This window comes from Allocoleopsis franciscana PCC 7113 (genome assembly GCF_000317515.1).
GTDB classification, from domain to species: Bacteria; Cyanobacteriota; Cyanobacteriia; order Cyanobacteriales; family Coleofasciculaceae; genus Allocoleopsis; species Allocoleopsis franciscana.
Genome location: NC_019738.1, coordinates 6,534,780 through 6,554,097 on the forward strand (window position 1 = coordinate 6,534,780; position 19,318 = coordinate 6,554,097).

At 44.7% G+C, this 19,318-nt stretch carries 18 protein-coding genes; 10 read left to right on the forward strand and 8 right to left on the reverse strand.

What is annotated here, in order from left to right; all coding sequences use genetic code 11:
• Window positions 1-70 precede the first annotated feature (70 nt).
• Window positions 71-1,123 carry a mevalonate kinase family protein gene (locus tag MIC7113_RS26835; RefSeq protein ID WP_015185344.1) on the forward strand — a complete coding sequence of 351 codons (1,053 nt, stop codon included), beginning with the start codon at window positions 71-73 and terminating at the stop codon, window positions 1,121-1,123.
• Complete coding sequence (locus MIC7113_RS26840) at window positions 1,110-2,024, forward strand: UTP--glucose-1-phosphate uridylyltransferase (protein ID WP_015185345.1); 915 nt, start codon at window positions 1,110-1,112, stop codon at window positions 2,022-2,024. The genes MIC7113_RS26835 and MIC7113_RS26840 overlap by 14 nt, the downstream gene beginning before the upstream one ends.
• 144 nt (window positions 2,025-2,168) lie before the next feature.
• Here the strand turns inward: MIC7113_RS26840 and MIC7113_RS26845 are convergent, their stop codons facing one another.
• The 3 genes from MIC7113_RS26845 to MIC7113_RS26850 form a co-directional block, all read right to left on the reverse strand.
• Window positions 2,169-4,091: a serine/threonine protein kinase gene (locus MIC7113_RS26845; RefSeq protein ID WP_015185346.1), complete on the reverse strand. Its 1,923-nt coding sequence runs from the start codon at window positions 4,089-4,091 to the stop codon at window positions 2,169-2,171.
• A 74-nt stretch (window positions 4,092-4,165) separates the two neighbouring features.
• Entirely contained in the window at window positions 4,166-4,300 is a 135-nt protein-coding gene (locus MIC7113_RS38795) for a hypothetical protein (RefSeq protein WP_256374780.1), read from the reverse strand.
• 150 nt (window positions 4,301-4,450) lie between these two features.
• The gene (locus MIC7113_RS26850) at window positions 4,451-5,344 is read right to left on the reverse strand and encodes a DUF4388 domain-containing protein (RefSeq protein WP_015185348.1); all 894 of its coding nucleotides are present in this window, start codon (window positions 5,342-5,344) and stop codon (window positions 4,451-4,453) included.
• Window positions 5,345-5,619: 275 nt separating this feature from the next.
• Here MIC7113_RS26850 and MIC7113_RS26855 point away from each other — a divergent pair, with 275 nt between their 5' ends.
• Window positions 5,620-6,213: a YdcF family protein gene (locus MIC7113_RS26855; RefSeq protein ID WP_015185349.1), complete on the forward strand. Its 594-nt coding sequence runs from the start codon at window positions 5,620-5,622 to the stop codon at window positions 6,211-6,213.
• Between the two features lie 250 nt (window positions 6,214-6,463).
• Here the strand turns inward: MIC7113_RS26855 and MIC7113_RS26860 are convergent, their stop codons facing one another.
• Window positions 6,464-7,813 carry an NAD(P)/FAD-dependent oxidoreductase gene (locus tag MIC7113_RS26860; protein WP_015185350.1) on the reverse strand — a complete coding sequence of 450 codons (1,350 nt, stop codon included), beginning with the start codon at window positions 7,811-7,813 and terminating at the stop codon, window positions 6,464-6,466.
• A gap of 422 nt (window positions 7,814-8,235) precedes the next feature.
• Between MIC7113_RS26860 and MIC7113_RS26865 the strand changes: the two genes are divergently transcribed.
• The 4 genes from MIC7113_RS26865 to MIC7113_RS26880 all read left to right on the forward strand — a co-directional run bounded on the left by MIC7113_RS26865 (window position 8,236) and on the right by MIC7113_RS26880 (window position 11,834).
• Window positions 8,236-8,646, forward strand: a complete 411-nt coding sequence (locus tag MIC7113_RS26865) for a ribonuclease domain-containing protein (RefSeq protein ID WP_015185351.1) — start codon at window positions 8,236-8,238, stop codon at window positions 8,644-8,646.
• Window positions 8,647-8,650: 4 nt separating this feature from the next.
• Window positions 8,651-9,088, forward strand: a complete 438-nt coding sequence (locus MIC7113_RS26870; protein WP_015185352.1) for a barstar family protein — start codon at window positions 8,651-8,653, stop codon at window positions 9,086-9,088.
• A gap of 830 nt (window positions 9,089-9,918) precedes the next feature.
• The gene (locus MIC7113_RS26875) at window positions 9,919-11,061 is read left to right on the forward strand and encodes an ATP-grasp domain-containing protein (protein ID WP_015185353.1); all 1,143 of its coding nucleotides are present in this window, start codon (window positions 9,919-9,921) and stop codon (window positions 11,059-11,061) included.
• A 305-nt stretch (window positions 11,062-11,366) separates the two neighbouring features.
• Window positions 11,367-11,834: an NUDIX domain-containing protein gene (locus MIC7113_RS26880; protein WP_015185354.1), complete on the forward strand. Its 468-nt coding sequence runs from the start codon at window positions 11,367-11,369 to the stop codon at window positions 11,832-11,834.
• Window positions 11,835-11,840: 6 nt separating this feature from the next.
• Here the strand turns inward: MIC7113_RS26880 and MIC7113_RS26885 are convergent, their stop codons facing one another.
• The 3 genes from MIC7113_RS26885 to MIC7113_RS26895 all read right to left on the reverse strand — a co-directional run bounded on the left by MIC7113_RS26885 (window position 11,841) and on the right by MIC7113_RS26895 (window position 14,992).
• Window positions 11,841-13,346 carry a glycosyl hydrolase family 57 gene (locus MIC7113_RS26885; RefSeq protein WP_015185355.1) on the reverse strand — a complete coding sequence of 502 codons (1,506 nt, stop codon included), beginning with the start codon at window positions 13,344-13,346 and terminating at the stop codon, window positions 11,841-11,843.
• Between the two features lie 333 nt (window positions 13,347-13,679).
• Entirely contained in the window at window positions 13,680-14,276 is a 597-nt protein-coding gene (locus tag MIC7113_RS26890) for a cytochrome b/b6 domain-containing protein (protein WP_015185356.1), read from the reverse strand.
• 74 nt (window positions 14,277-14,350) lie between these two features.
• Entirely contained in the window at window positions 14,351-14,992 is a 642-nt protein-coding gene (locus MIC7113_RS26895) for a TMEM165/GDT1 family protein (protein WP_015185357.1), read from the reverse strand.
• Window positions 14,993-15,662: 670 nt separating this feature from the next.
• Here MIC7113_RS26895 and gap point away from each other — a divergent pair.
• Together gap and pyk are read left to right on the forward strand one after the other, a co-directional pair.
• Window positions 15,663-16,661, forward strand: coding sequence for a type I glyceraldehyde-3-phosphate dehydrogenase (gap, locus tag MIC7113_RS26900; RefSeq protein ID WP_015185359.1), 999 nt, complete (start codon window positions 15,663-15,665; stop codon window positions 16,659-16,661).
• A 476-nt stretch (window positions 16,662-17,137) separates the two neighbouring features.
• On the forward strand, window positions 17,138-18,559 hold the full coding sequence (gene pyk, locus MIC7113_RS26905; protein ID WP_041780239.1) for a pyruvate kinase: 1,422 nt from the start codon (window positions 17,138-17,140) through the stop codon (window positions 18,557-18,559).
• Between the two features lie 112 nt (window positions 18,560-18,671).
• On the opposite strand, the gene MIC7113_RS26910 is transcribed toward pyk, so the two are convergent.
• On the reverse strand, window positions 18,672-18,884 hold the full coding sequence (locus MIC7113_RS26910) for a helix-turn-helix domain-containing protein (RefSeq protein ID WP_015185361.1): 213 nt from the start codon (window positions 18,882-18,884) through the stop codon (window positions 18,672-18,674).
• Window positions 18,885-19,082: 198 nt separating this feature from the next.
• On the opposite strand from MIC7113_RS26910, the gene MIC7113_RS26915 reads away from it, so the two are divergent.
• Window positions 19,083-19,316: a hypothetical protein gene (locus MIC7113_RS26915; RefSeq protein ID WP_015185362.1), complete on the forward strand. Its 234-nt coding sequence runs from the start codon at window positions 19,083-19,085 to the stop codon at window positions 19,314-19,316.
• The last annotated feature ends 2 nt before the right edge of the window (window positions 19,317-19,318 follow it).

Sequence of the window (19,318 nt, forward strand, 5' to 3'; positions counted from 1 at the left end):
TTATAGGGATTAAAAATAACTTAACCTTGGTAGTGTAGCCCTAAAAGATGCGAGAAATTGCATAAAAATCATGAAAATATTTGTTCCAGGTCGCCTGTGTCTGTTCGGCGAACATAGTGATTGGGCGGGAAACTATCGCCGCCTCAATCCTAAGCTAAAACCAGGCTATACATTGCTGACTGGAACCAATCAGGGACTTTATGCCGAGGTGAAACCTCATCCCACTCACTTGATTCTTCGCACTTCGCTGCATGATGGAACTCGTCCAGAACCGCTGGTGTTGCCGATGGAACCGCAGGCTTTACTGGCTGAAGCTGAACAGGGCGGATTTTTTAGCTATGCGGCTGGTGTTGCCTACCAAGGTCTCACTTACTACCATGTTGGTGGTCTGGAAATTGACAATTACCTGACCGATTTGCCAATCAAAAAAGGGTTGTCTTCGAGTGCAGCTCTTTGTGTCCTCATTGCCCGTGCTTTTAATAAATTATATGACTTAAAACTCACGATTCGGGGTGAGATGGAGTTAGCCTATCTGGGGGAAATTACCACACCCTCTCGCTGTGGGCGGATGGATCAGGCTTGTGCTTACGGAGGTCAGTCTATCTTGATGATATTTGATGGCGAACGTACAGAGGTAATTGAACTCAAGGTACCGAATAATCTGTTTTTTGTTATTGTCGATCTCGGTGCTAGCAAAAACACTCAAGAAATTCTCAATCAACTCAATCAGTGTTATCCCTTCGCCACCACCCAAGTACAGCAGAATGTGCAAAACTATCTCGACTCCATCAGTTCTACCATTACTCAGGAAGCTGTTGACGCTTTACAAAAAGGCGAGGCTGAACGAATGGGTAATTTAATGAGAAGAGCACAAGCAGAATTTGACCGATATCTAATTCCTGCCTGTCCTTCCCAATTAACGGCTCCCATTCTGCACAAAATTTTGAACTATGCACCGATTCAACCTTATATTTGGGGAGGAAAAGGTGTTGGCTCCCAAGGAGACGGTACAGCACAATTTATTGTGAAAGACGAGGAAAGCCAACAAAGGGTTATTGCAATTATTGAACGTGATTTTCCTCAAATGCAAGCTTTAAAATTAACTATTTATGCTAATTCATAACGTTCGTAAAGCCGTAATTCCAGCAGCGGGTTTTGGGACTCGCTTGTTTCCAGCCACCAAAGCGGTTAAGAAAGAATTTTTCCCCATTATTGATCGTGATGGGCGAGCGAAACCCGTGATTATGGTGATAGTAGAAGAGGCGATTAGTGCGGGAATTGAAGAAATTGGGATAGTTGTGCAAAAGAGCGATCGCGTCCTTTTTGAGGATTTCTTTAAAGTTCCACCCCCACAAAATCTATTCAACAAACTATCCCTACAAAATCAAGAATATAGCCACTATATCCAAGAATTAGGACAGCGAATCACTATTCTGACGCAAAACGAACAGGAAGGCTTTGGTCATGCTGTATTCTGTGCCAAGGAATGGGTCAATAATGAACCCTTTCTCCTGATGTTGGGCGATCATCTTTATGCCTCTGAGAATGAAATTTCCTGCGCCCGTCAACTTTTAGAGGTTTATCAACAAGTCTCTCAAAGCGTGATTGGTTTGCGCGTAACACCCGCAGAGGTGATTCATCACTATGGCTGTGCTACTGGAACCTGGAAACAGTCAGACTCGATTCTTAGTATGACTCAGATTTATGAAAAACCGAGTCTTGAATATGCGAGAAAGCATCTTCATATTGATGGCATGAACGATGAGCAATTCCTATCCATATTCGGCATGTATATCCTCCAGCCAAAAATCTTGGATTATCTACAATACAACATTATCCACAACATCCGCGAACGGGGAGAATTTCAACTCACCTCTGCTTTAGATCGATTGCGGCAAGAGGAAGGTATAACGGGGTATGTTGTCCAAGGACAGTGTTTTGATACAGGACTTCCCGATGTCTATCGGCAGACGATGTTTGATTTTCGCCATGCCGGTTATCCGATGTTGGATATTGAACTCTAGGTTTTGAATTATCTTCTGCCAAGGTGTAAGTGCCTAGCATCCTGCACCACCCCCCTTAGCAAAGGGGGAACAAGAAAGGTATTTATATTAAGCATTTAGAAAATTGGTATTCGTAGCCATTCCTCCTATCTACTGATTTTTGAATTAAGGCTTAATTAAATTCCCTTCTAATTTGCGATAATTAGCAATACGCTTGGCACGCTCTAAGGAAGGATAAAGAATCATTGTCGCTAACGGTAAACTTGTGCCAACAATCGCTGAGGTTACTAACTGATTGACAAACCCTAGCTTGAAACCAAGTCCCAAACTAATTCCCAAAGCCGTGGATAACAGAGAAACCCCAATGGCGATGGTTTTACTAAATCCTCGCTGCAAGCAATTTTGAGCCACCCCTTCACCCTCAAATGCTGCCATAAATACCACGGCATCCACCGCCGCAAAGGCGGCATGAAGCGAAGCAATTCCCCAGGTACTCGCCTTATCCATCTCTCGAAAGTCGGCACCGAATCCTGCAACGAACATTGCCGCTACTCCAGCAAAAAATACAGCCGCTACCGTATCCATGGCTTTTAGGGGAACCCCTAACCGGGTTCGGATTTTAGCCACCACCTGGGAAATCGCTTCAGAAGTCACAGCCGCCGCCAATCCTAGTATGGCGACAAACGCTGATACAAAGATTGCGATCGCCATTCCAAGTGACCCATTTTTGCTCACGATTCCCTCCCAAGCCGTCGCTTCAAACCAAGTTGCCGCCGCCGCAAATAAGACGAGTAAACTTAAAGAAAAATACGGGAATTTTTTCGCCGCAATAGGTACTGGGGCGGTTTTAACTTTAATCGTTAAGACCTGTGTTTCGGGTTGAGAATTGGTGTGAATTAAAACCTCTCGCTCAAAGGTTTTATTTGCCATGAGCTTACGGGTGTCAACGGTAATTTTACATAACGCCTGGTTACTGACAAAATGAGATTGATCGAACTGAATCCACTCGTGAACATGGGGGGTATGAGGGGGGTCACTCAGATGGGATGCAACTTCTAAACGGCTTTCCAGAACCGTCTCTGGAACTGAATTAGTAATTGTCAGCGTCTGAGTCAATTTTTCGCCCAGTTTGGTTGCCGTAAATTCCAAGCACGAGTGATTGAACTTCGCTTCAGGGACGCGCATCACATAGATCGGCTGAAGGGCATTTAAAGCCGTCGCCGCATCGGGAAAGCGGTTTTTGGGTTTGAGTTCCACCATCTTTTCCAGCCACTCAATCCAACGTAAACTGAGCTTGGGAACCAGATGCTTGAAATTAATCCGGTAGTCATCATCAATCAGGTTACTGATAGCTGTGGATGGGGTGCCCGTCAGTAAACAAATTAATGTTGCGCCTAACCCATAAAGGTCTGAAGCTTCACTTAATTGTCGATTAAATAACTGCTCTGGAGCCATAAAGCCGATGGTGCCTTTGGCAACACTGCTCATCGCCACTTCCGAATCGCCAATCCGAGCTAAACCAAAATCGACCAGAAACACATTAATTTTCTCATCAACTAAGATATTTTCCGGTTTAATATCCCGGTGACTAATCGTCGGAATTCGATTTTGCAGATAAATCAGGATATTCAGTAAAGAAACCGCAATTTGCTTAATTTCATCCGGGTCAAAGCTACGAGGCGCAGCCAGAGAAGGTGCCTTTTTATATTCTTGTACTAGGCAAAAACCGGTGGGTGTTTGAAAAGACCCGAAGCAACGCGGGATACCGGGATGATTTAGCCCCTGCAAGACTTGAATTTCGCGTTCGATCGCGTCATAGTCTGACCAGTGGGTGTTCCCTAAAGCAAATTGAAACTGCTTAATCACAACGGGTTTTTTCCCCACCCCCGGATTGACTCTCCTATGTGAGTGCCCCTTGACAAGCGGTTCTCCCTGGGTTAGAGGAGAAGATTCGGAGAGAGTTGAATTGTGGATGGATGCGGTAGCCGTGGGGATGGCGAGATAGGTCACTCTCCCGCCAGTCCGATTGTGTCCTAATTCTCGAACGACCCTGAAACCGTGGCTGGACAAATCTGGAAAATTGCTCATGAGTCTGAGGAGGAAGGCAAATCTTCGTGCGAACTGCACTCTCTTTCAGGAAATTCTAATCCTTCTCTGGGAAGTTAAGCTTCCGGAGAATAGGAAACGGGCGTAACCTTGCTAGCCGCGTATGGGATCACAGAGTAAGGAGTGCTCTTATCCACGATATCGCTTTCCTCCCGTAGATAGAGCGATCGCAGAATAAGAGTTAGCTCCATAGCACCCACTTCCCTATATAGATCCTGCAAAAACATTGATAGTCCTAAGCTTCAGCCGCTCAGCCCACTCTTTACCAATACTTACAAAATTTTTGTTAATTCAGTCTTGTGGCTCAAGCCAGACCGATCTTCTAATATTTTAATAATTATTTAAATATTGCCTAAAAATTCCCCAAAGTTGTCCAAAAATAAGTGTGGGACGTTCCGCCGTTCGGCTTCTTGCCGTAACTGAGTCGGTAGTCTATCCATACTCGATGGGGATGGGGAGTTAACCCATAAAGGCACTTCTTTCACTAAACCGACGGCAACTAAGCGAAAAGCAATTTGCTGTACTTGTTTGATGGGGAGTTTAAGATCCCTTGCGATTGCCTTGAGAGAAACAGTTCCATTGGTATACTCCCAAACCTGCCACTCTAAAGCATTAAGTCGATGGTGGGGGTGATGAGTAATTGTACTGATTAAACCTTGATTGGGATGGGGTAATTGAGCGGCTAAAACGTCCGAATTTGTCAGCGATGCCCTATCCTGAAGAGGCAATTTTGCCGTAAGAACTCGTTGTGCTTCACGCAATCCGATCAATGTCGCTTCCATCGCCGGGATACTCAACCCCGTCATTTCTCGCGTCGGTAGTTTTACCGTAGAGTTGAACTCAAACTGAGCATCCTGGAGTTGAAACAAGGTACGCATCGACTGCAAAACTTGAACCTGAAATAGCCATTTCAGTTGTTTGGCTTGTAAGGCACCTTTGTGTTTAAGATAGGAACCTAAGGGTTGATGGGTCGGGCAGGTCTGAACGAGTTGAGCAAATATTGCCTGATTAATCCACTGACGTTGAGCAATTAACGAGACTAAACCTTGTTGGTCTAACTGATGAGCGACGGCTACCAGGCGACCTTGATAGACCCAGATATAACGCACAGCAGCAGAGCTTGCTTGAGTGGGGAGGCAGGCACGAAGTGTCAGCAAGCCTGTTTGCTTTCCTGTTTCGATCAGGTGACAAATTTGTGCTAAGGAAAAGTCTGATAGGTAACCTGCAATGCACATCGTTGTTTCTTGGGTTGCATTATTAAGTTTTTGCAACAATCAATGAAGACGTGTTTTAGTATCTGGTTAATCTGCCAATCTGCCTGTGATTCAACTCCGTTCAATTTGTGAACTTAACGAAGATTTTGTGTGATTGCCCATCTCCAACAGAGTGAGGGAATACTACTAGTTTGAGTGATTTTGCTCACTTTTTAACATAAACCTCGCTGAAAAATAAGGAATGGAAACAGAGCTGTTTATTTTTTTGTCTATCTAAACCATACATAGGGTCTGATATGAACAAAAAGAAATGGCTAATTAACAGCTTACTTGGGTTAGTATCCTTGAGCCTCACGGCGATCGCATACTCAGGTTGGAGCATTTATCGCTATGGCAGCCACTCAACCCAGATTCAGGCAGATGCAGCAATTGTTTTGGGCGCGGCGGCTTGGGGCAACCAACCCTCTCCCGTGTTTAGAGAACGCCTCAACCATGGGATCGCCCTGTATAAAGCGGCAAAAGTCAACACCCTGATTTTTACGGGGGGAAAAGGCGATGGCGATGAACTGGCAGAGTCGATGGTTGGCAAACACTACGCCATGCAACAAGGTGTAGCAGAAGCCGACATTTTGACCGAAACGCAATCGAGAACCACACAACAGAATCTCTATTACTCCCAGCAGGTGGCTAAGGTTCACAACTTGAAGCGGTTTCTGATTGTCAGCGACCCCTTGCACATGAAGCGATCTCTACAAATGGCGCGAGAGATGGGAATGGATGCCTATCCCTCTCCCACACCAACCACCCGCTATCGAAGTGTGAGTAGCCAACTGAAGTTCCTAGCCAGAGAAAGCTATTTCTATCTGGTTTACTTAGTGTTTAAGATTTAACTTCACTGTGGCACGAAGGAGTTAACTCAGATCTGTCTTGAAAATGGGTAATGGGTAATCGGTAATGGGTAATGGGGTAGAGAGATTTTCATTGTTTGTTGTGAGCGCTAGCTCATGGGGAGTCTTGCACCAAGCCCTTTTACCCCTCCCCAGCCCTCTCCTCACGCTTAGCTCCGGTTATCAAGGGGTGGGAGCTAGATTCCCCCCTTGATAAGGGGGGTTAGGGGGGTGGTGCAAGATGTCAGTTAACCTACACTTTCACCGGCGTTCGATAATTACTCTGGTCTTCAACTTCTATCGGCGGTGCAGCGTCTTGATTGGTAATCAGACGTGCCCCTCGTTTGCGAGTGAAGTAATTCCATCCCCACTGAATCATGACCAAAATCTTATTGTCAAACTCAATTAAGAAGAAGATGTGAACGAAAGTCCAGATCAGCCAAGCCAGGAACCCGGAAAACTTGATGAAACCAAAATCTACAACCGCCGCATGGCGTCCAATCACCGCTAAGCTGCCGTAGTCCTTATAGTGGAAGGCTGGCAGAGTCTCTCCTTTAAACCGCTTTTTGAGCAGATTAGCCACATACTGCCCTTCTTGCATCGCCACCGGTGCGACTCCTGGTAAGGGTTTGCCGTCTTCATATTGGTGGGGGAAATTGGCTAAGTCCCCAATCACAAAAATATTCGGATAGTCCGGTATCGTCAGGTCGGGCTGCACAATCACTCGTCCTGCGCGATCGCAGGGTGCACCCGTTGCCTTCGAGAGTATCTCCCCCATCTTAGAGGCTTTCATGCCCGCCGCCCAAAGAATCGTCTGGGATGGAATTTGCTCAATTTGGTCACCACGACGGATAGTGACAAGATTGTCCTCAATATTCGTCACTAAAGTGCTGGTTTGCACCGTAACCCCCAAATCCTCTAGGGAGGCTTGGGCTTTTGCCGACAATTCGGGTGGGTAAGGCGGTAAAACGCGGTCTATCCCTTCTAAAAGCAAAATTTTGGCTTCCGAGGTATCGATGCTGCGGAAGTCGTCTTTTAAGGTATTGTGAGCGAGCTCGGCTAAAGCCCCGGCTAATTCAACACCGGTTGGGCCACCTCCTACAATCACAAAGTTTAACCAGGCACGGCGCTTTTCGGGGTCAGTTTCTTTTTCTGCGGCTTCAAAGGCGAGAAAGACGCGACGACGAATATCGAGAGCGTTTTCCACTGTTTTCAATCCAGGAGCTTTCTCTGCCCATTGTTCATTACCGAAGTAGTGGTGGCTCACGCCTGTGGCAACAATTAATGTGTCGTAGCTTAGTTCTTGATCATTGAGTCTAATTTTTTTCTGTTTGGGGTCTACATCCGTCACTTCCCCCATCAATACTTGGGTATTTTTATGACGGCTCAAAACCGCTCGTAGAGGGGAGGAAATATCACCCGCTGATAAGCCACCGGTCGCCACTTGATAAAGTAAGGGCTGAAACAAATGAAAGTTTCGTTTATCAATTAATGTGACCTTGACGGGTGCTTTTCGCAGTGATTGTGCGGCATAAAGCCCACCAAATCCGCCTCCAACAATAACAACATGGTGAGGAGGCTGGTTGTTGGCTGCATTTAACATAAAATTTCTTTCCTGGAGTTAATTTTGTCGATGATTACTTCAGCAGTAATGGAGTCAAGAAGACTGAATGGTCAAGGATAAAGGATGAAATAGGGGATTCCCAGTAGATGAGAACCCCAACCCGGTAACTTTAGCGAGGAGGCGAAAAAACTGTTTTTTCAATATCTATGCCTCATCCCTCTACAGGAGGATTAGTTTCATACTTCATCTTTGTTTTGACTGTCTCAACCTTCTTACAACTTCGGCTTTACACAAGTTTATGTTAAAAATCAAGAAATGCAAGTATCAAACCATACGAGTTAGTTTGTCGCTTTTATTATTCTCTGTTTGTCCCAAATGTCTGGGGTAGCTGACGCCAACCCGGATGGCGGGACTACGCTTCTAGATGTAATATTGGAATATCAACATTCTATAGGCGTCTCATGAAGCTAATTACTAAAGGCTTCAGCTTACTACTGAGTAGCTTGACATTGATAGGATTGAGTCCTTTGGCTGAAGGAAAGGCAACATTTCAGCCAATCACAGAAGAGACAGGCACTACCATAACTGCCCAAAGGCAGATGTCAACTCTTCCTATCAATCAGCTACCTCGTGAAGCGCAAATTACTATCAACTTAATCTACAAAGGAGGGCCATTTCCTTATCGACAGGATGGTACTATCTTCAGAAATCGTGAAAAAAGACTGCCTCCCGCACCTGTCGGATATTATCGAGAGTACACTGTTCCCACTCCAGGCTCTCCGAATCGAGGCGCACGACGGCTAGTCACGGGACAGGGTAATGAGATTTATTATACTGGCGACCACTATAGAAGCTTTGTCAGGGTGCAATAAAACAATGGATAAGCTGCTTGCAATATTTAAGGGTGAACTGAGTCCTGGGCTATACAAAGTTACCACGGAAGTAAACATTGATGAGCTATCTTCTTTGTGCAAAGAGTATGGTTTTCAATTCTTCTACATTAATGGAAATGACGTGGCAACCAAAGCTGAGTTTTTCCAAGCTTCAGCTCAAACGATGAATTTTCCAGACTATTTTGGTAATAATTGGGATGCGTTTTCTGACTGTATTGATGACCTGAGTTGGCTATCAGCGGATGGATATATCTTGTTGTATACTCAACCCGATAATTTTGCTAACAACGACCCTTCCGAGTGGTCAATTGCACTCGATATCTTCCAGGAGGTTCTCGAATCTTGGAGGGAAACAGATACTCCGATGTATGTCTTGCTGAGAACTGATAGTTTGGCTCTGGATACGCTGGAAGTTCTCTAATCCAATAGCCTCACTGAGGATAGTATTGGCTCCGGATTAAGTTAAATTACTCACATCTTGCACCTTTGTCAGTAAGCCTCCACACCTGCCAAGAAATTAATTTATTGGCTTATAGCTCAAGTCCATTGAAATGGACTGAAACTCAAATCCTGTCGTATGAAGACGAATGCGAGCTATGAGACAGTGGTTTTAACCACTGGCGGTTGTTGCAACTGATGCAAAATCTCAGATTAGCAACCTCGTCTCAAAGCCTACTTAAAAATTTTGTACTTCTTTATACCCTTGAGAACGCACCTCATCAATCACTCGTCTAAGTATTAATCCTCATTTGTCATGGATTGCTAATAATAATCAGCTCTTGGAGTTGCATTTAGGTACAGTTTTCGTCTATCTTCCTCGATGGGATACAGTCCGTCACTCAAGGGAATAGCGAACCCTTAAATTAGCCACGCCCCCATTAGTTCGGGTGTGATAGCTTCATGTCACTTATCAGTATATGAAGCAAATTCATCGATGAAAAACGGGTGTTTACCTGCCAATTTCTCCCACCTTAAACCCATTCCAGGACATCAGGGTAAGCAGATTTTTATTGTCTGTTTTCTCTTGGTTCATAACTTAACTACCCAATTGACCGGAGTCAGAGACTCTATTCCGTGGGGACGGTAGGACACACTCCACACTTGTAAAATAACTGTCCACTCTAACAAACGGGAGGATACGATTTATCCTCTCAATATTCGGCTGGCTATATCGCTAAAACGACCTCTAAGCCATATTTTTAGACTCAAACCACTTTTTTAATTCAGTCGGGGGTTTGGAGGTGTACGTCCATGAACAAACCTGTCTACTTTCGTGACGGAGATTTAAAAGTGATTCGCCAGAAAATTTTCAACCATGACATCATGACCTGCACCCATGAGTCTGTACTCGGTAATCATCTTTATTCCGGCAGAGTTTTAGGTCAGACTGAAACTGAAGATATTATTCAGTTACACCCGAATTTAAAGTCACAATGGAATGCAATTACCGCTCATTATGCACGGATTGGTTTAAGCCATAGCCAAAATGTCATTTGGGATGTTTCGCTGAAAATATTGGCAGACTATCCTAACTATGATGTTTCTGTTTTTTATTTTGGGGATAGTACCAATCAAGCCAGTTTAGAGGCAGCCTGGTTTCACCAGATGGATTCCGACTGGTGTAACGTTGTTGAGTGGATGAACTCCAAGAATAAGTTTATCCAACTGGCACAAGAGCTTGGAGTTAGCGTACCAAAAACACTTTGTTTTGAAAGCAAAGCCACGATTGCAAACTTTGATCAATTACCCTATCCGTGTTATTTAAAACCAGCCGTTTCTGTCGATGGAGCCGGGATTAGTCGATGTGAAAACCAAGAGCAATTATGCCAATCTCTGAAAAAAATTGCTGATGATTTACCCTTACAAATTCAGGAAGAGATAACGGCTTCAAACTTTCTTAATTTGCAATACTGCGTTACGGCTGATGGCGTAAAACGTCTTGCTGCAACAGAACAGATACTCGATGGGTTTGCACATAGTGGTAATCGCTATCCTACTAAACATCAACCCTGGGAAACGGTTGAAGCAATAGCGGAATGGATGGCACAACGAGGAATGAAAGATGTGTTTGCGTTTGATGTTGCGGTTGTAGAAGAGGGAGGACAACCTCGTTATTTAGCTATTGAGTGCAACCCACGCTTTAATGGTGCTTCTTATCCCACCGGTATTGCGAACAAACTCAAGCTTAAAAGTTGGAGTCATGAAACCTTCATAACCCAATATCGTTCACTCGATCAACTTGATCTCAGTAGTATTGAGTTTAATCCTCAAAATGATACAGGTGTTGTGCTGGTTAATTGGGGTAGTGTTTTGGTTGGAAAAATTGGTGTTCTGTTAGCTGGGTCGATTGAACAACAAAATGAACTCCGAGCTATTTTGAAACAGCGGCTTTGAGCTAATTAGTATCACTTAAAAATGATATCCCTGATTTATTTAATAAGTCGGGGATATGAAATACTAGCATCACGTCTCATTGGCAGGCGTGGCGCAAAGGGTTCAGATGCGTTAATATAACACCAATTTAATTACATAGTGCAACGCTTTTATCCCCCTAATCTCCTCATCCTCACTAAAGCTCCGGTCGCTCCGGCTTGGTAAGGAGAGAACAAGAAAACTATTTGTAGCAAGAATTTAGAAAATTGGTATAACTAACGATTAATGGAGCAGGCTTCCTCATATACCTGTCGAGAAATAAATCAGTGGCAAAGATTATTTACGGCGATCGCATCAGTAAGCTAGGTAAAGTTACTCTGGGTTGCTCCGCTGCCATTTTTGATTCAACAAGGCAAAAAGTATTACTTACCCGTCGCACCGATAACGGACGATGGTGTTTTCCCGGTGGACGTATGGATGCAGGTGAAGATGCGACTGAAGCCTGTGTTCGCGAAGTGTTAGAAGAAACAGGTTTGCACGTTCGCGTCGAACGCTTGATTGGGGTCTACAGCAATCCTCACTTGATCATTGAATATGCAGACGGAGAGCGCTGTCATTCTGTTGCCTTGCACTTTGAAGCCACATCCATTGCTGGCACATTGAGTATTAGTGAAGAAACCACTGAATATGGATATTATTCCCTCAATGAAATTGTCAGCATGGATGTGATGGAACACCATTTAGAGCGAATTCAAGATACTTTTATTTCTCAAAAATCCGCCTTTATCCGATGATTTACTTTAGCCGTTGCCAACCAGTAAAGCTTCACCGCGACGATAAAATTCACGGGCATAATCTGTCCAAGTTCCCTGTCCCCAGTAGCGAAAACAACTGGTTTGAAGTAACAAGTTGTACAACAAGGCTTGCTGATATTCAAACTGTTTGGTGACTGAAGCATCTTGCTGCACTAAGGAGTCATACTTTTGGTGAAATGCAGCGCTGAGTTGAGTCATTGGCCCCAAGACATTTTCATAGCCTTTGACCCAACTTAAACTATTCGTCCAAGAGGCACCATCCATGTGAAACTGGTGGTCAGTTTCTTTCAATTGTGCGATCGCTTTTTCTACGGTTTCTGGTGTTGCATGATCTGGGTCAACCCGTTGCCAAATTTTGTGCTGATTAATCCCTTGACAGGTGGGATAATCCTCACAATTAACCCCGGCTGCCTCCATCAGTTCCAGATATTCAGTCCCGTTGATGGGAACAACACCCGTTCTCCCGCCCCCCTGATCGCGCAATTCATGATAAATTCGGAAGAAATCACGGGGATATTCATTCATCATCACGCCGCCATTTTCCCCATCGGCAATTTGGGTGACGACAGAAGGAACGCTAAGATTACCTAATTGTTGTTTACCTCGTCCTTTAGCCTCAAAATAAGGCTGCATTTGAGCTACTAACTTGGTATCCGAACCTTGAGTTTTAATCAACGCTGTGATACTAATGGTTTCACCCTTTGAATTACGGGCAACTAAACGATTGGGAATATATTTCTGTTCATGACTTAATCCTGAACCATCCAGATTTTCGACAGAATGTTCTTGCACCATCAACCAGCGATAGCCGCATTCTTTTAGGGCTTTGATGTATTCATACAAAGTGTCTGGGTGATTAGGTAGATGCATTTCTGGCGGCGAAAAACCTTTAACCCGCTTCAGGGCATCGTAGCCAAAAATGGCGGCAAAATAATGTTGCCATGCCTGAATGTGGAGTTTAATATCAGGAATTGGCGTTGAGGGCACGACAGCATGACTCCACATGGTGCCTAACCATTCCACATAAGGCTGGTACTGAGAGTCACAAGTAATCCGTTTGAGATTGTTGAGAATGTCTTCTCGCCCCATTTGACGCAATCCCCACAACAAATTGCCAGAGTAATCGAGCATAATTCGAGGATTGCAACCCTCCCAAACCAGTTGGGGAATAAACTCTCCCATGCGGCTATAACACCAAGCAAAGGGTTCAGCATTGTGGTTATCCCCTTGATTGGGATGTTCAAACATGTGCTGGAGATTGCTGATGAGTTCGCCATTGGCACCTGCTGGAATAGTGGGTTGGTGCATGTGGAGGGCGCAGGCAAATCCTGCCGTGATGTCTTCCAAACGAAGATTTGTCCTAGGCAAAAATACAGGTTCATTATGGTTCACCACCGAACTGATTTCTGTCTCCCACCCGCAGATATTGGGTAAGCCTGACCTGAAATCCTCTAAAGTCGGTAGGTTGGTAGATGGTACTGTTGCAGTCATAGGACATTCCTCGATACTCGTTGAGCGATCGCTTCTCGCGACTGCTTCGGGCTAATTGCCCTCAACTCTAACCTAAGACAGCGATCGCTCAGTTCGGATGCAGGAATAAATTAATCATACCCTGCCAGATCTCCCCTACAGATGGAGGTTCTGCCTTAATTCTGAAGTATGCTACATCACTACTGTTGCAATCAACCCACTTCACTAGATTCATCGGAAGGGAATATAAGGGGGGCAATGAAGGCTGTGAGAATGCCTCCCATCACCAAGATTTCCGCAATGATTAGGACAGTATTTCGTTTCATCGTGTTAGTATGTTTCACTCCTTGACCATCAGGAACGACTAAAAAAAGAACGTATTTGCTGAAGCCAGGTAGCCGGTGAATCTTCGGGACGATAGTTAAATTCAAACATGGAAACGATGAGTGGCAAACCACCAACCTTAATACTCAGCAACAGGTGCATGATTAAACAAACCACCAGTATTACCCAGCCTGCCAGGTGCAGTTGATACCAAATGTGGTCTAATTCCCCAATCGGAAGCCATTCTTCTTTCATCATTCTGCCGGTGATTAATGCCCAGGTTGCAGCGATTAACATCACCGTATTCACGATACGGTGTAGGCTATACCACCAAATTGGTTTACCGATTTGTGTGAGTTTGGTTAATGAGTCGGATTGTACCAAACGTTTATGACCCAGATGAAAACTGTACAAGGCAAAAGCAGGCATCATTAGGAGGAAGGCTACACCAAAGGTGCCATGAATCCCAATAATGTCATTAATCTCTGGTAGTGGTAGCTTAATCAATCGTCCATCAAAGGTGTTGTATACCCAAAATGCGGTGATAATCGCCAACAAAGCAATCAGAGCATTAACTCCGTGGAGGAATCTAAGCAATGAAGGCTGATAAGGTTTAGAGCGGGGCATTCTCATCTCCTGGCAGACTGTAAACAAGAACCTTGTATTTTCCTATTAGCATGACAGCAAGCAACTCAATTTGCTTAAACGCCGTCTAAGATGGCAATAAATCCAAAAATAAGAAATAATAATCCACCGATCGCCGTAACCACCCGTTCAGAAATTCGACCCGCGATTAAGCGTCCTCCGAGCACGGCGATCGCGGTACAAATTCCATGCCCTAATATCGCTCCACTGGTAACACCCAAGGGTTGATAAGAAGCGGCTAAAGTAATCGTACTAATTTGAGTGCGATCGCCCCACTCGGCTAAAAATGTCATGACAAAGGCTTGGAACAAAAGCGCCAGATTGGGGGACACAGACCACGCCTTAGTCGGCATCGTGATTGTTCCACCTTCACTCTGCTGAGTTACCGCACAGGCCGCTTCTTTCGCTCCTGTATTTTCAGCTTGAGCAGGTATACGACAAGCATCGTAAATCAGTTTTAGCCCAAAACCGATAAATAAAGAAATTTCCCCAAAATGAATATAATGCTTGGGAAGCAACGATACTATCTGCCCTAATATTACAGATAGCAAGGTCATGGCGGCTAAGGCGGCTAAGACACCCACAAACACCAATCGTCGTGAATGGCGCATTGCCAAAATAACAGCAATAAAAAAGGTTTTATCGCCTAACTCAGAAATAGTAATTAGTAATAGACCCGCTGTAAAAGCTGCTAACATTCTCTCAAGCTCCTCTCAATTTCCAATTGACCGGATGGAGCTTGATGAGAATAACAAGACCTCACCAAGCTCACATCTAATGTGAACTTAGTGAAAGTCTCGCTCCCAAGTTTTTGCAGTTTTAGCCCAGAACCTTACCTTTGGCTAAACTGAGAGTTAAAACTTGTCACCTGAACCAGGCTTTTCGCCAGTATGTTGACTCAGGTGTCCTGGTCAATTGTTTACCAGAAGCTACTCCCTTTCAATATTATTTTTATATCATAAATTAACCATTAAAGAAAGAGCCTATTGGTGAATTATAAGTTCAATATTTTCATTTTCAATTCATTTTTGCTTCATTTTCAATTCATTTTTATTAAATAAGTGGGGATAAATGACTTTGAACTCGACCGTTTTCTATTGGCTTTGTGGTAGCCATGGAGAAAGCGCCTGTGTAGCAACAAATCTATAACTTGGTATCATCACGATACTTTTAGAGAAATGCCCGAATTGCCGAAATCTGTCATTGTGACGATTCAACCAAAGTTTTTGTTAAGTTTCAGCTCACTTGAAATAGGTGTAGCTAAAGTTGGTTGGGAACCTAAAATTGACGAAAGTTGACTAAGGCGGAAAGAAAGAGCAGTTATTGGGCAAAGCCCGAAAAACGATCCAAAGCCGAAGGAGTGTCAAAATGGCGAAAGTAGCAATTAACGGATTAGGCAGAATCGGCAGAGCCGTTTTTAAAATCATTCAAGACAATCCAGACTTGGAACTCGTGGCGGTTAATGACCTCGTTCCACCGGAAAATCTGGCTTATTTACTCAACTACGACACCGTCTATGGTCGGTCTAAAAATAAGGTTGAGAGTGATGAAAATAGCTTGATTGTAGACGGAAAACATTACAAAGTTGTGAGTGAAAGAGACCCCGCTCAATTGCCTTGGGGGAGCATGGGAATTGATTTAGTCTTTGAATGCACCGGTCTTTTTACCAACAAAGAAGCGTTAGAAAAGCACATTCAGGCGGGTGCCAAATCCGTGATTCTTTCGGCTCCCACCAAGAGTGAGGGAATCCAAACGGTGGTTTATGGGGTGAATCATGTCCCAGAATCGGATAACATTTTCTCTTGTGCTAGTTGTACCACCAACTGTATTTCACCCGTGGTGGAAGTGATGGGGCGTCGAATTGGCATCAAGAAAGCAATTCTGACCACCATTCATGCTTATACTGCCACTCAGGCAATTGTAGATGGGCCCAGTAAAAAGCAAGTACGTGAAGGACGAGCGGCAGCCGCTAACTTTGTGCCGAGTACAACAGGAGCTGCGATCGCAACCACCAAAGTGTTACCTCAGTATAAAGGGAAATTCGATGGTGTAGCCGTTCGTGGCCCCATTCCGGTGGGTTCTATCTCTGATATTATTTTCGTCACCGAAAGACCCACAACGGTTGAGGAAATTAACACTATTTTCCGAGAAGAAGCCGAAAGCGATCGCTATAAAGGGATCATGAGCGCTTGTGATGAAGAAATCGTTTCTTCTGATATTGTGGGTGATGCCCACGCTTCAATTGTTGATTTAACTATGACCCAAGTGGTTGATGGTGACTTGGTCAAAGTCATGAGTTGGTATGACAATGAATGGGGTTATGCCAATCAAATGGTTCGCGCTGCTGTTGAAAAGGTGAAAGCTTAATTTTAATCCGCAAAAATTCCTTTTTAGCGTCGAAATGACTGGAAAAATCCTGTCAAAAGGAGGATGAAAGATAGTAAAAATAGGCAACTTAAACCTCACCTATTTCTACCAGCCAAAGAATAGGGTGGGCATTGCTCACCCTATTTCATCTTGAATTCCTGCTTAGAGTGTTAGAGAAAACATTTCTTTGGAACGAATACGAGTATTACTGTGTGGGAGTTCCGTACCAATGATGGAACATTAATTAACAGCGAACTCAACATTACTGCCAACATTGTCAGAGCGTAATGTGGCTAAGCGTGGATTGAATTCCAATCAAGAGATCAGCTATTTCTCTAACCGCAATGTAAAGGAACTATCAAAGGTCAACTTAATTTATTCAAGACTCTGTTAAACGTCCGGAAGGGCAGAACTATAAAAGGTAGAAGGCAATGGACACAGTAAGTAGAAAAACTCTTGACAGAGTAGACGTGTTTATGCGTAAAACCAAAATCATCTGCACTCTTGGGCCTGCCAGTTCTAACTATGACGCCCTCAAAGCCATGGTTGAAGCTGGGATGAACGTGGTTCGGCTGAACTTCTCTCATGGCGAACACGCGACCCATCTAGAGTACATCCGCACGGTTCGTAAAGTTGCTGCTGACCTCAAACGCCCCATCGCCATTCTTCAAGATTTACAAGGGCCTAAAATCCGCGTTGGGGATATGGAAGATGGCGTCGTTCTCCAAGAGGGTGAGAAGACGACAATCACGATGGAGGATATCCTCGGCACAGCACAACGATTTAGTTCAACCTACAAAGGCTTAGCTCAGGATGTGAAAGCTGGGGACGCAATCCTGCTCAACGATGGCTTACTCAAACTGAGGGTAGAGCAGGTGAGTGGTGAGGAGATTCACTGCACCGTCATCTACGGGGGAGAGTTAAAAAGTCATAAGGGAATTAACCTCCCGACCGGTTCAATCTCAGCCCCTCCTCTAACCGATAAGGATAAAGAGGATTTGATGTTTGGCTTAGAGCAAGGCGTGGATTACGTCGCCTTGTCCTTTGTGCGGAAAGCCTCTGATCTGGAGCAAGTCCGAGACATTGTGAGAAGCGCGGGTAAATCGACTCACATCGTTGCTAAAGTCGAGCGTCATGAAGCCGTAAACGACCTAGAAGGGATTGTTGCTGCTGCCGATGTAATCATGGTGGCGCGTGGAGACTTGGGTGTTGAAATGCTTTTAGAAGAAGTTCCTCGCATTCAAAAGACCTTAATTGACACCTGCCACAGCTATCAAAAGCCTGTGATTACCGCAACCCAGATGCTGGAGTCGATGATTCAAAACCCTCGCCCAACCAGGGCTGAGGTTTCTGATGTTGCCAACGCGATTCTGGAGGGTACAGATGCGATTATGCTTTCGGGGGAAACCTCAGTGGGTCGCTATCCGGTAGAAGCGGTGAAGACGATGGCGAGTATTGCCGAAACCACCGAGGATCGTTTGGCGGCGTCTTCGTTGTTCATCAATGGGAAGCGGGAACACACTGTTTCCAACGCGGTTGGGTATGCCGCTTGCCAACTGGCGCAGAATATTAATGCTAAGGCGATTATCTGCTTCACAGAGCACGGTTTTACCACACGCATTTTGTCTAAATATCGCCAGCAGATTCCGGTCGTTGCTGTCACGCCAACCGAAGAAGTGCAACGTCGGCTGACACTTTACTGGGGTGTTCAGTCTTTACAGTTGCAGGAAGTTCATAACACAGACGCCATGATTATTTTGGCGGAGCAAGCAGCTCTCCAACATGGGTTTGTGACCAAGGGAGATATTGTGGTGATGATTGCAGGTTTACCTTTAGCCATTACGGGTGTAACGAATTTAATTAAGGCACACCGAATTGGGGAACAGGTGGCAGTTTAACGGTTTTTGACTGTAGAGAAGAGCGTTTTATTTAAGCATCTTTGTTTCAGCCCCTAGATTTATCTGGGGGGTTATTCTTTTTACTATCTATAAAGAGTTGCTCCTACCTCGCCTACTCTTCGACCACTTCAATCAAATCTTCAATCATCACATCAAACGTGCGAGCCAGTTTTTGCAACGCCGTCACGTCAACCGTTGCTAATCCAGGGGAACGGGCATAAGTTCTGAGAGTACTGTAGACAATCCCTGAACGCTCAGAAACTTCTTTGAGCGTCCAACCTCTCTCTTGGGCGAATTCCCGAATTCGCAGCCTAACTAAGCCCATATACTTATTGACAAATGACTAATACAAGTCATTTAATATTTTTGTACCAAAAGTAATCGCCCTGCGGCTTGGACAACTCAAGGGCGATTACCAACTATCCCCCAATAAATTGGAGGCACATTACATGATATCAATACCGCAGCCGCTCTCAAGGGCTGTGCCTCACTTTGCTAAACTTCCAGCAAGAGGGAGAGGCACATGACCTACAAAGACCAACTTTACCCTTGGTGCATTATCCGCCATCTCCCAAAACTGCAACGGCTGGTTGTTTGCCGCCATCGCCGTTGCAACGATGCCGAAGATCACCTCCGACTGCTTCAGCGAATGATTCCCCATGCCTCTTACAGCATTATCTTTGACCCCACCTTAGATAGCGCTGAGGCAATAGTCAAGAGCAAACAACCTCTCGAAAAACCCACCCTGTCTTTGTAAAG

What these genes read in the sequence shown, in the direction of transcription:
- pyk (WP_041780239.1), top strand. Translation starts at nt 17,138, where the DNA reads ATGCGTAAAACCAAAATCATCTGCACTCTTGGGCCTGCCAGTTCTAAC.
- MIC7113_RS26860 (WP_015185350.1), bottom strand. Translation starts at nt 7,813, where the DNA reads ATGTTAAATGCAGCCAACAACCAGCCTCCTCACCATGTTGTTATTGTT.
- MIC7113_RS26835 (WP_015185344.1), top strand. Translation starts at nt 71, where the DNA reads ATGAAAATATTTGTTCCAGGTCGCCTGTGTCTGTTCGGCGAACATAGT.
- MIC7113_RS26865 (WP_015185351.1), top strand. Translation starts at nt 8,236, where the DNA reads ATGAAGCTAATTACTAAAGGCTTCAGCTTACTACTGAGTAGCTTGACA.
- MIC7113_RS26845 (WP_015185346.1), bottom strand. Translation starts at nt 4,091, where the DNA reads ATGAGCAATTTTCCAGATTTGTCCAGCCACGGTTTCAGGGTCGTTCGA.
- MIC7113_RS26875 (WP_015185353.1), top strand. Translation starts at nt 9,919, where the DNA reads ATGAACAAACCTGTCTACTTTCGTGACGGAGATTTAAAAGTGATTCGC.
- MIC7113_RS38795 (WP_256374780.1), bottom strand. Translation starts at nt 4,300, where the DNA reads ATGGAGCTAACTCTTATTCTGCGATCGCTCTATCTACGGGAGGAAAGC.
- MIC7113_RS26890 (WP_015185356.1), bottom strand. Translation starts at nt 14,276, where the DNA reads ATGCCCCGCTCTAAACCTTATCAGCCTTCATTGCTTAGATTCCTCCAC.
- MIC7113_RS26850 (WP_015185348.1), bottom strand. Translation starts at nt 5,344, where the DNA reads ATGTGCATTGCAGGTTACCTATCAGACTTTTCCTTAGCACAAATTTGT.
- MIC7113_RS26895 (WP_015185357.1), bottom strand. Translation starts at nt 14,992, where the DNA reads ATGTTAGCAGCTTTTACAGCGGGTCTATTACTAATTACTATTTCTGAG.
- MIC7113_RS26910 (WP_015185361.1), bottom strand. Translation starts at nt 18,884, where the DNA reads ATGGGCTTAGTTAGGCTGCGAATTCGGGAATTCGCCCAAGAGAGAGGT.
- MIC7113_RS26915 (WP_015185362.1), top strand. Translation starts at nt 19,083, where the DNA reads ATGACCTACAAAGACCAACTTTACCCTTGGTGCATTATCCGCCATCTC.
- MIC7113_RS26870 (WP_015185352.1), top strand. Translation starts at nt 8,651, where the DNA reads ATGGATAAGCTGCTTGCAATATTTAAGGGTGAACTGAGTCCTGGGCTA.
- MIC7113_RS26840 (WP_015185345.1), top strand. Translation starts at nt 1,110, where the DNA reads ATGCTAATTCATAACGTTCGTAAAGCCGTAATTCCAGCAGCGGGTTTT.
- MIC7113_RS26855 (WP_015185349.1), top strand. Translation starts at nt 5,620, where the DNA reads ATGAACAAAAAGAAATGGCTAATTAACAGCTTACTTGGGTTAGTATCC.
- gap (WP_015185359.1), top strand. Translation starts at nt 15,663, where the DNA reads ATGGCGAAAGTAGCAATTAACGGATTAGGCAGAATCGGCAGAGCCGTT.
- MIC7113_RS26885 (WP_015185355.1), bottom strand. Translation starts at nt 13,346, where the DNA reads ATGACTGCAACAGTACCATCTACCAACCTACCGACTTTAGAGGATTTC.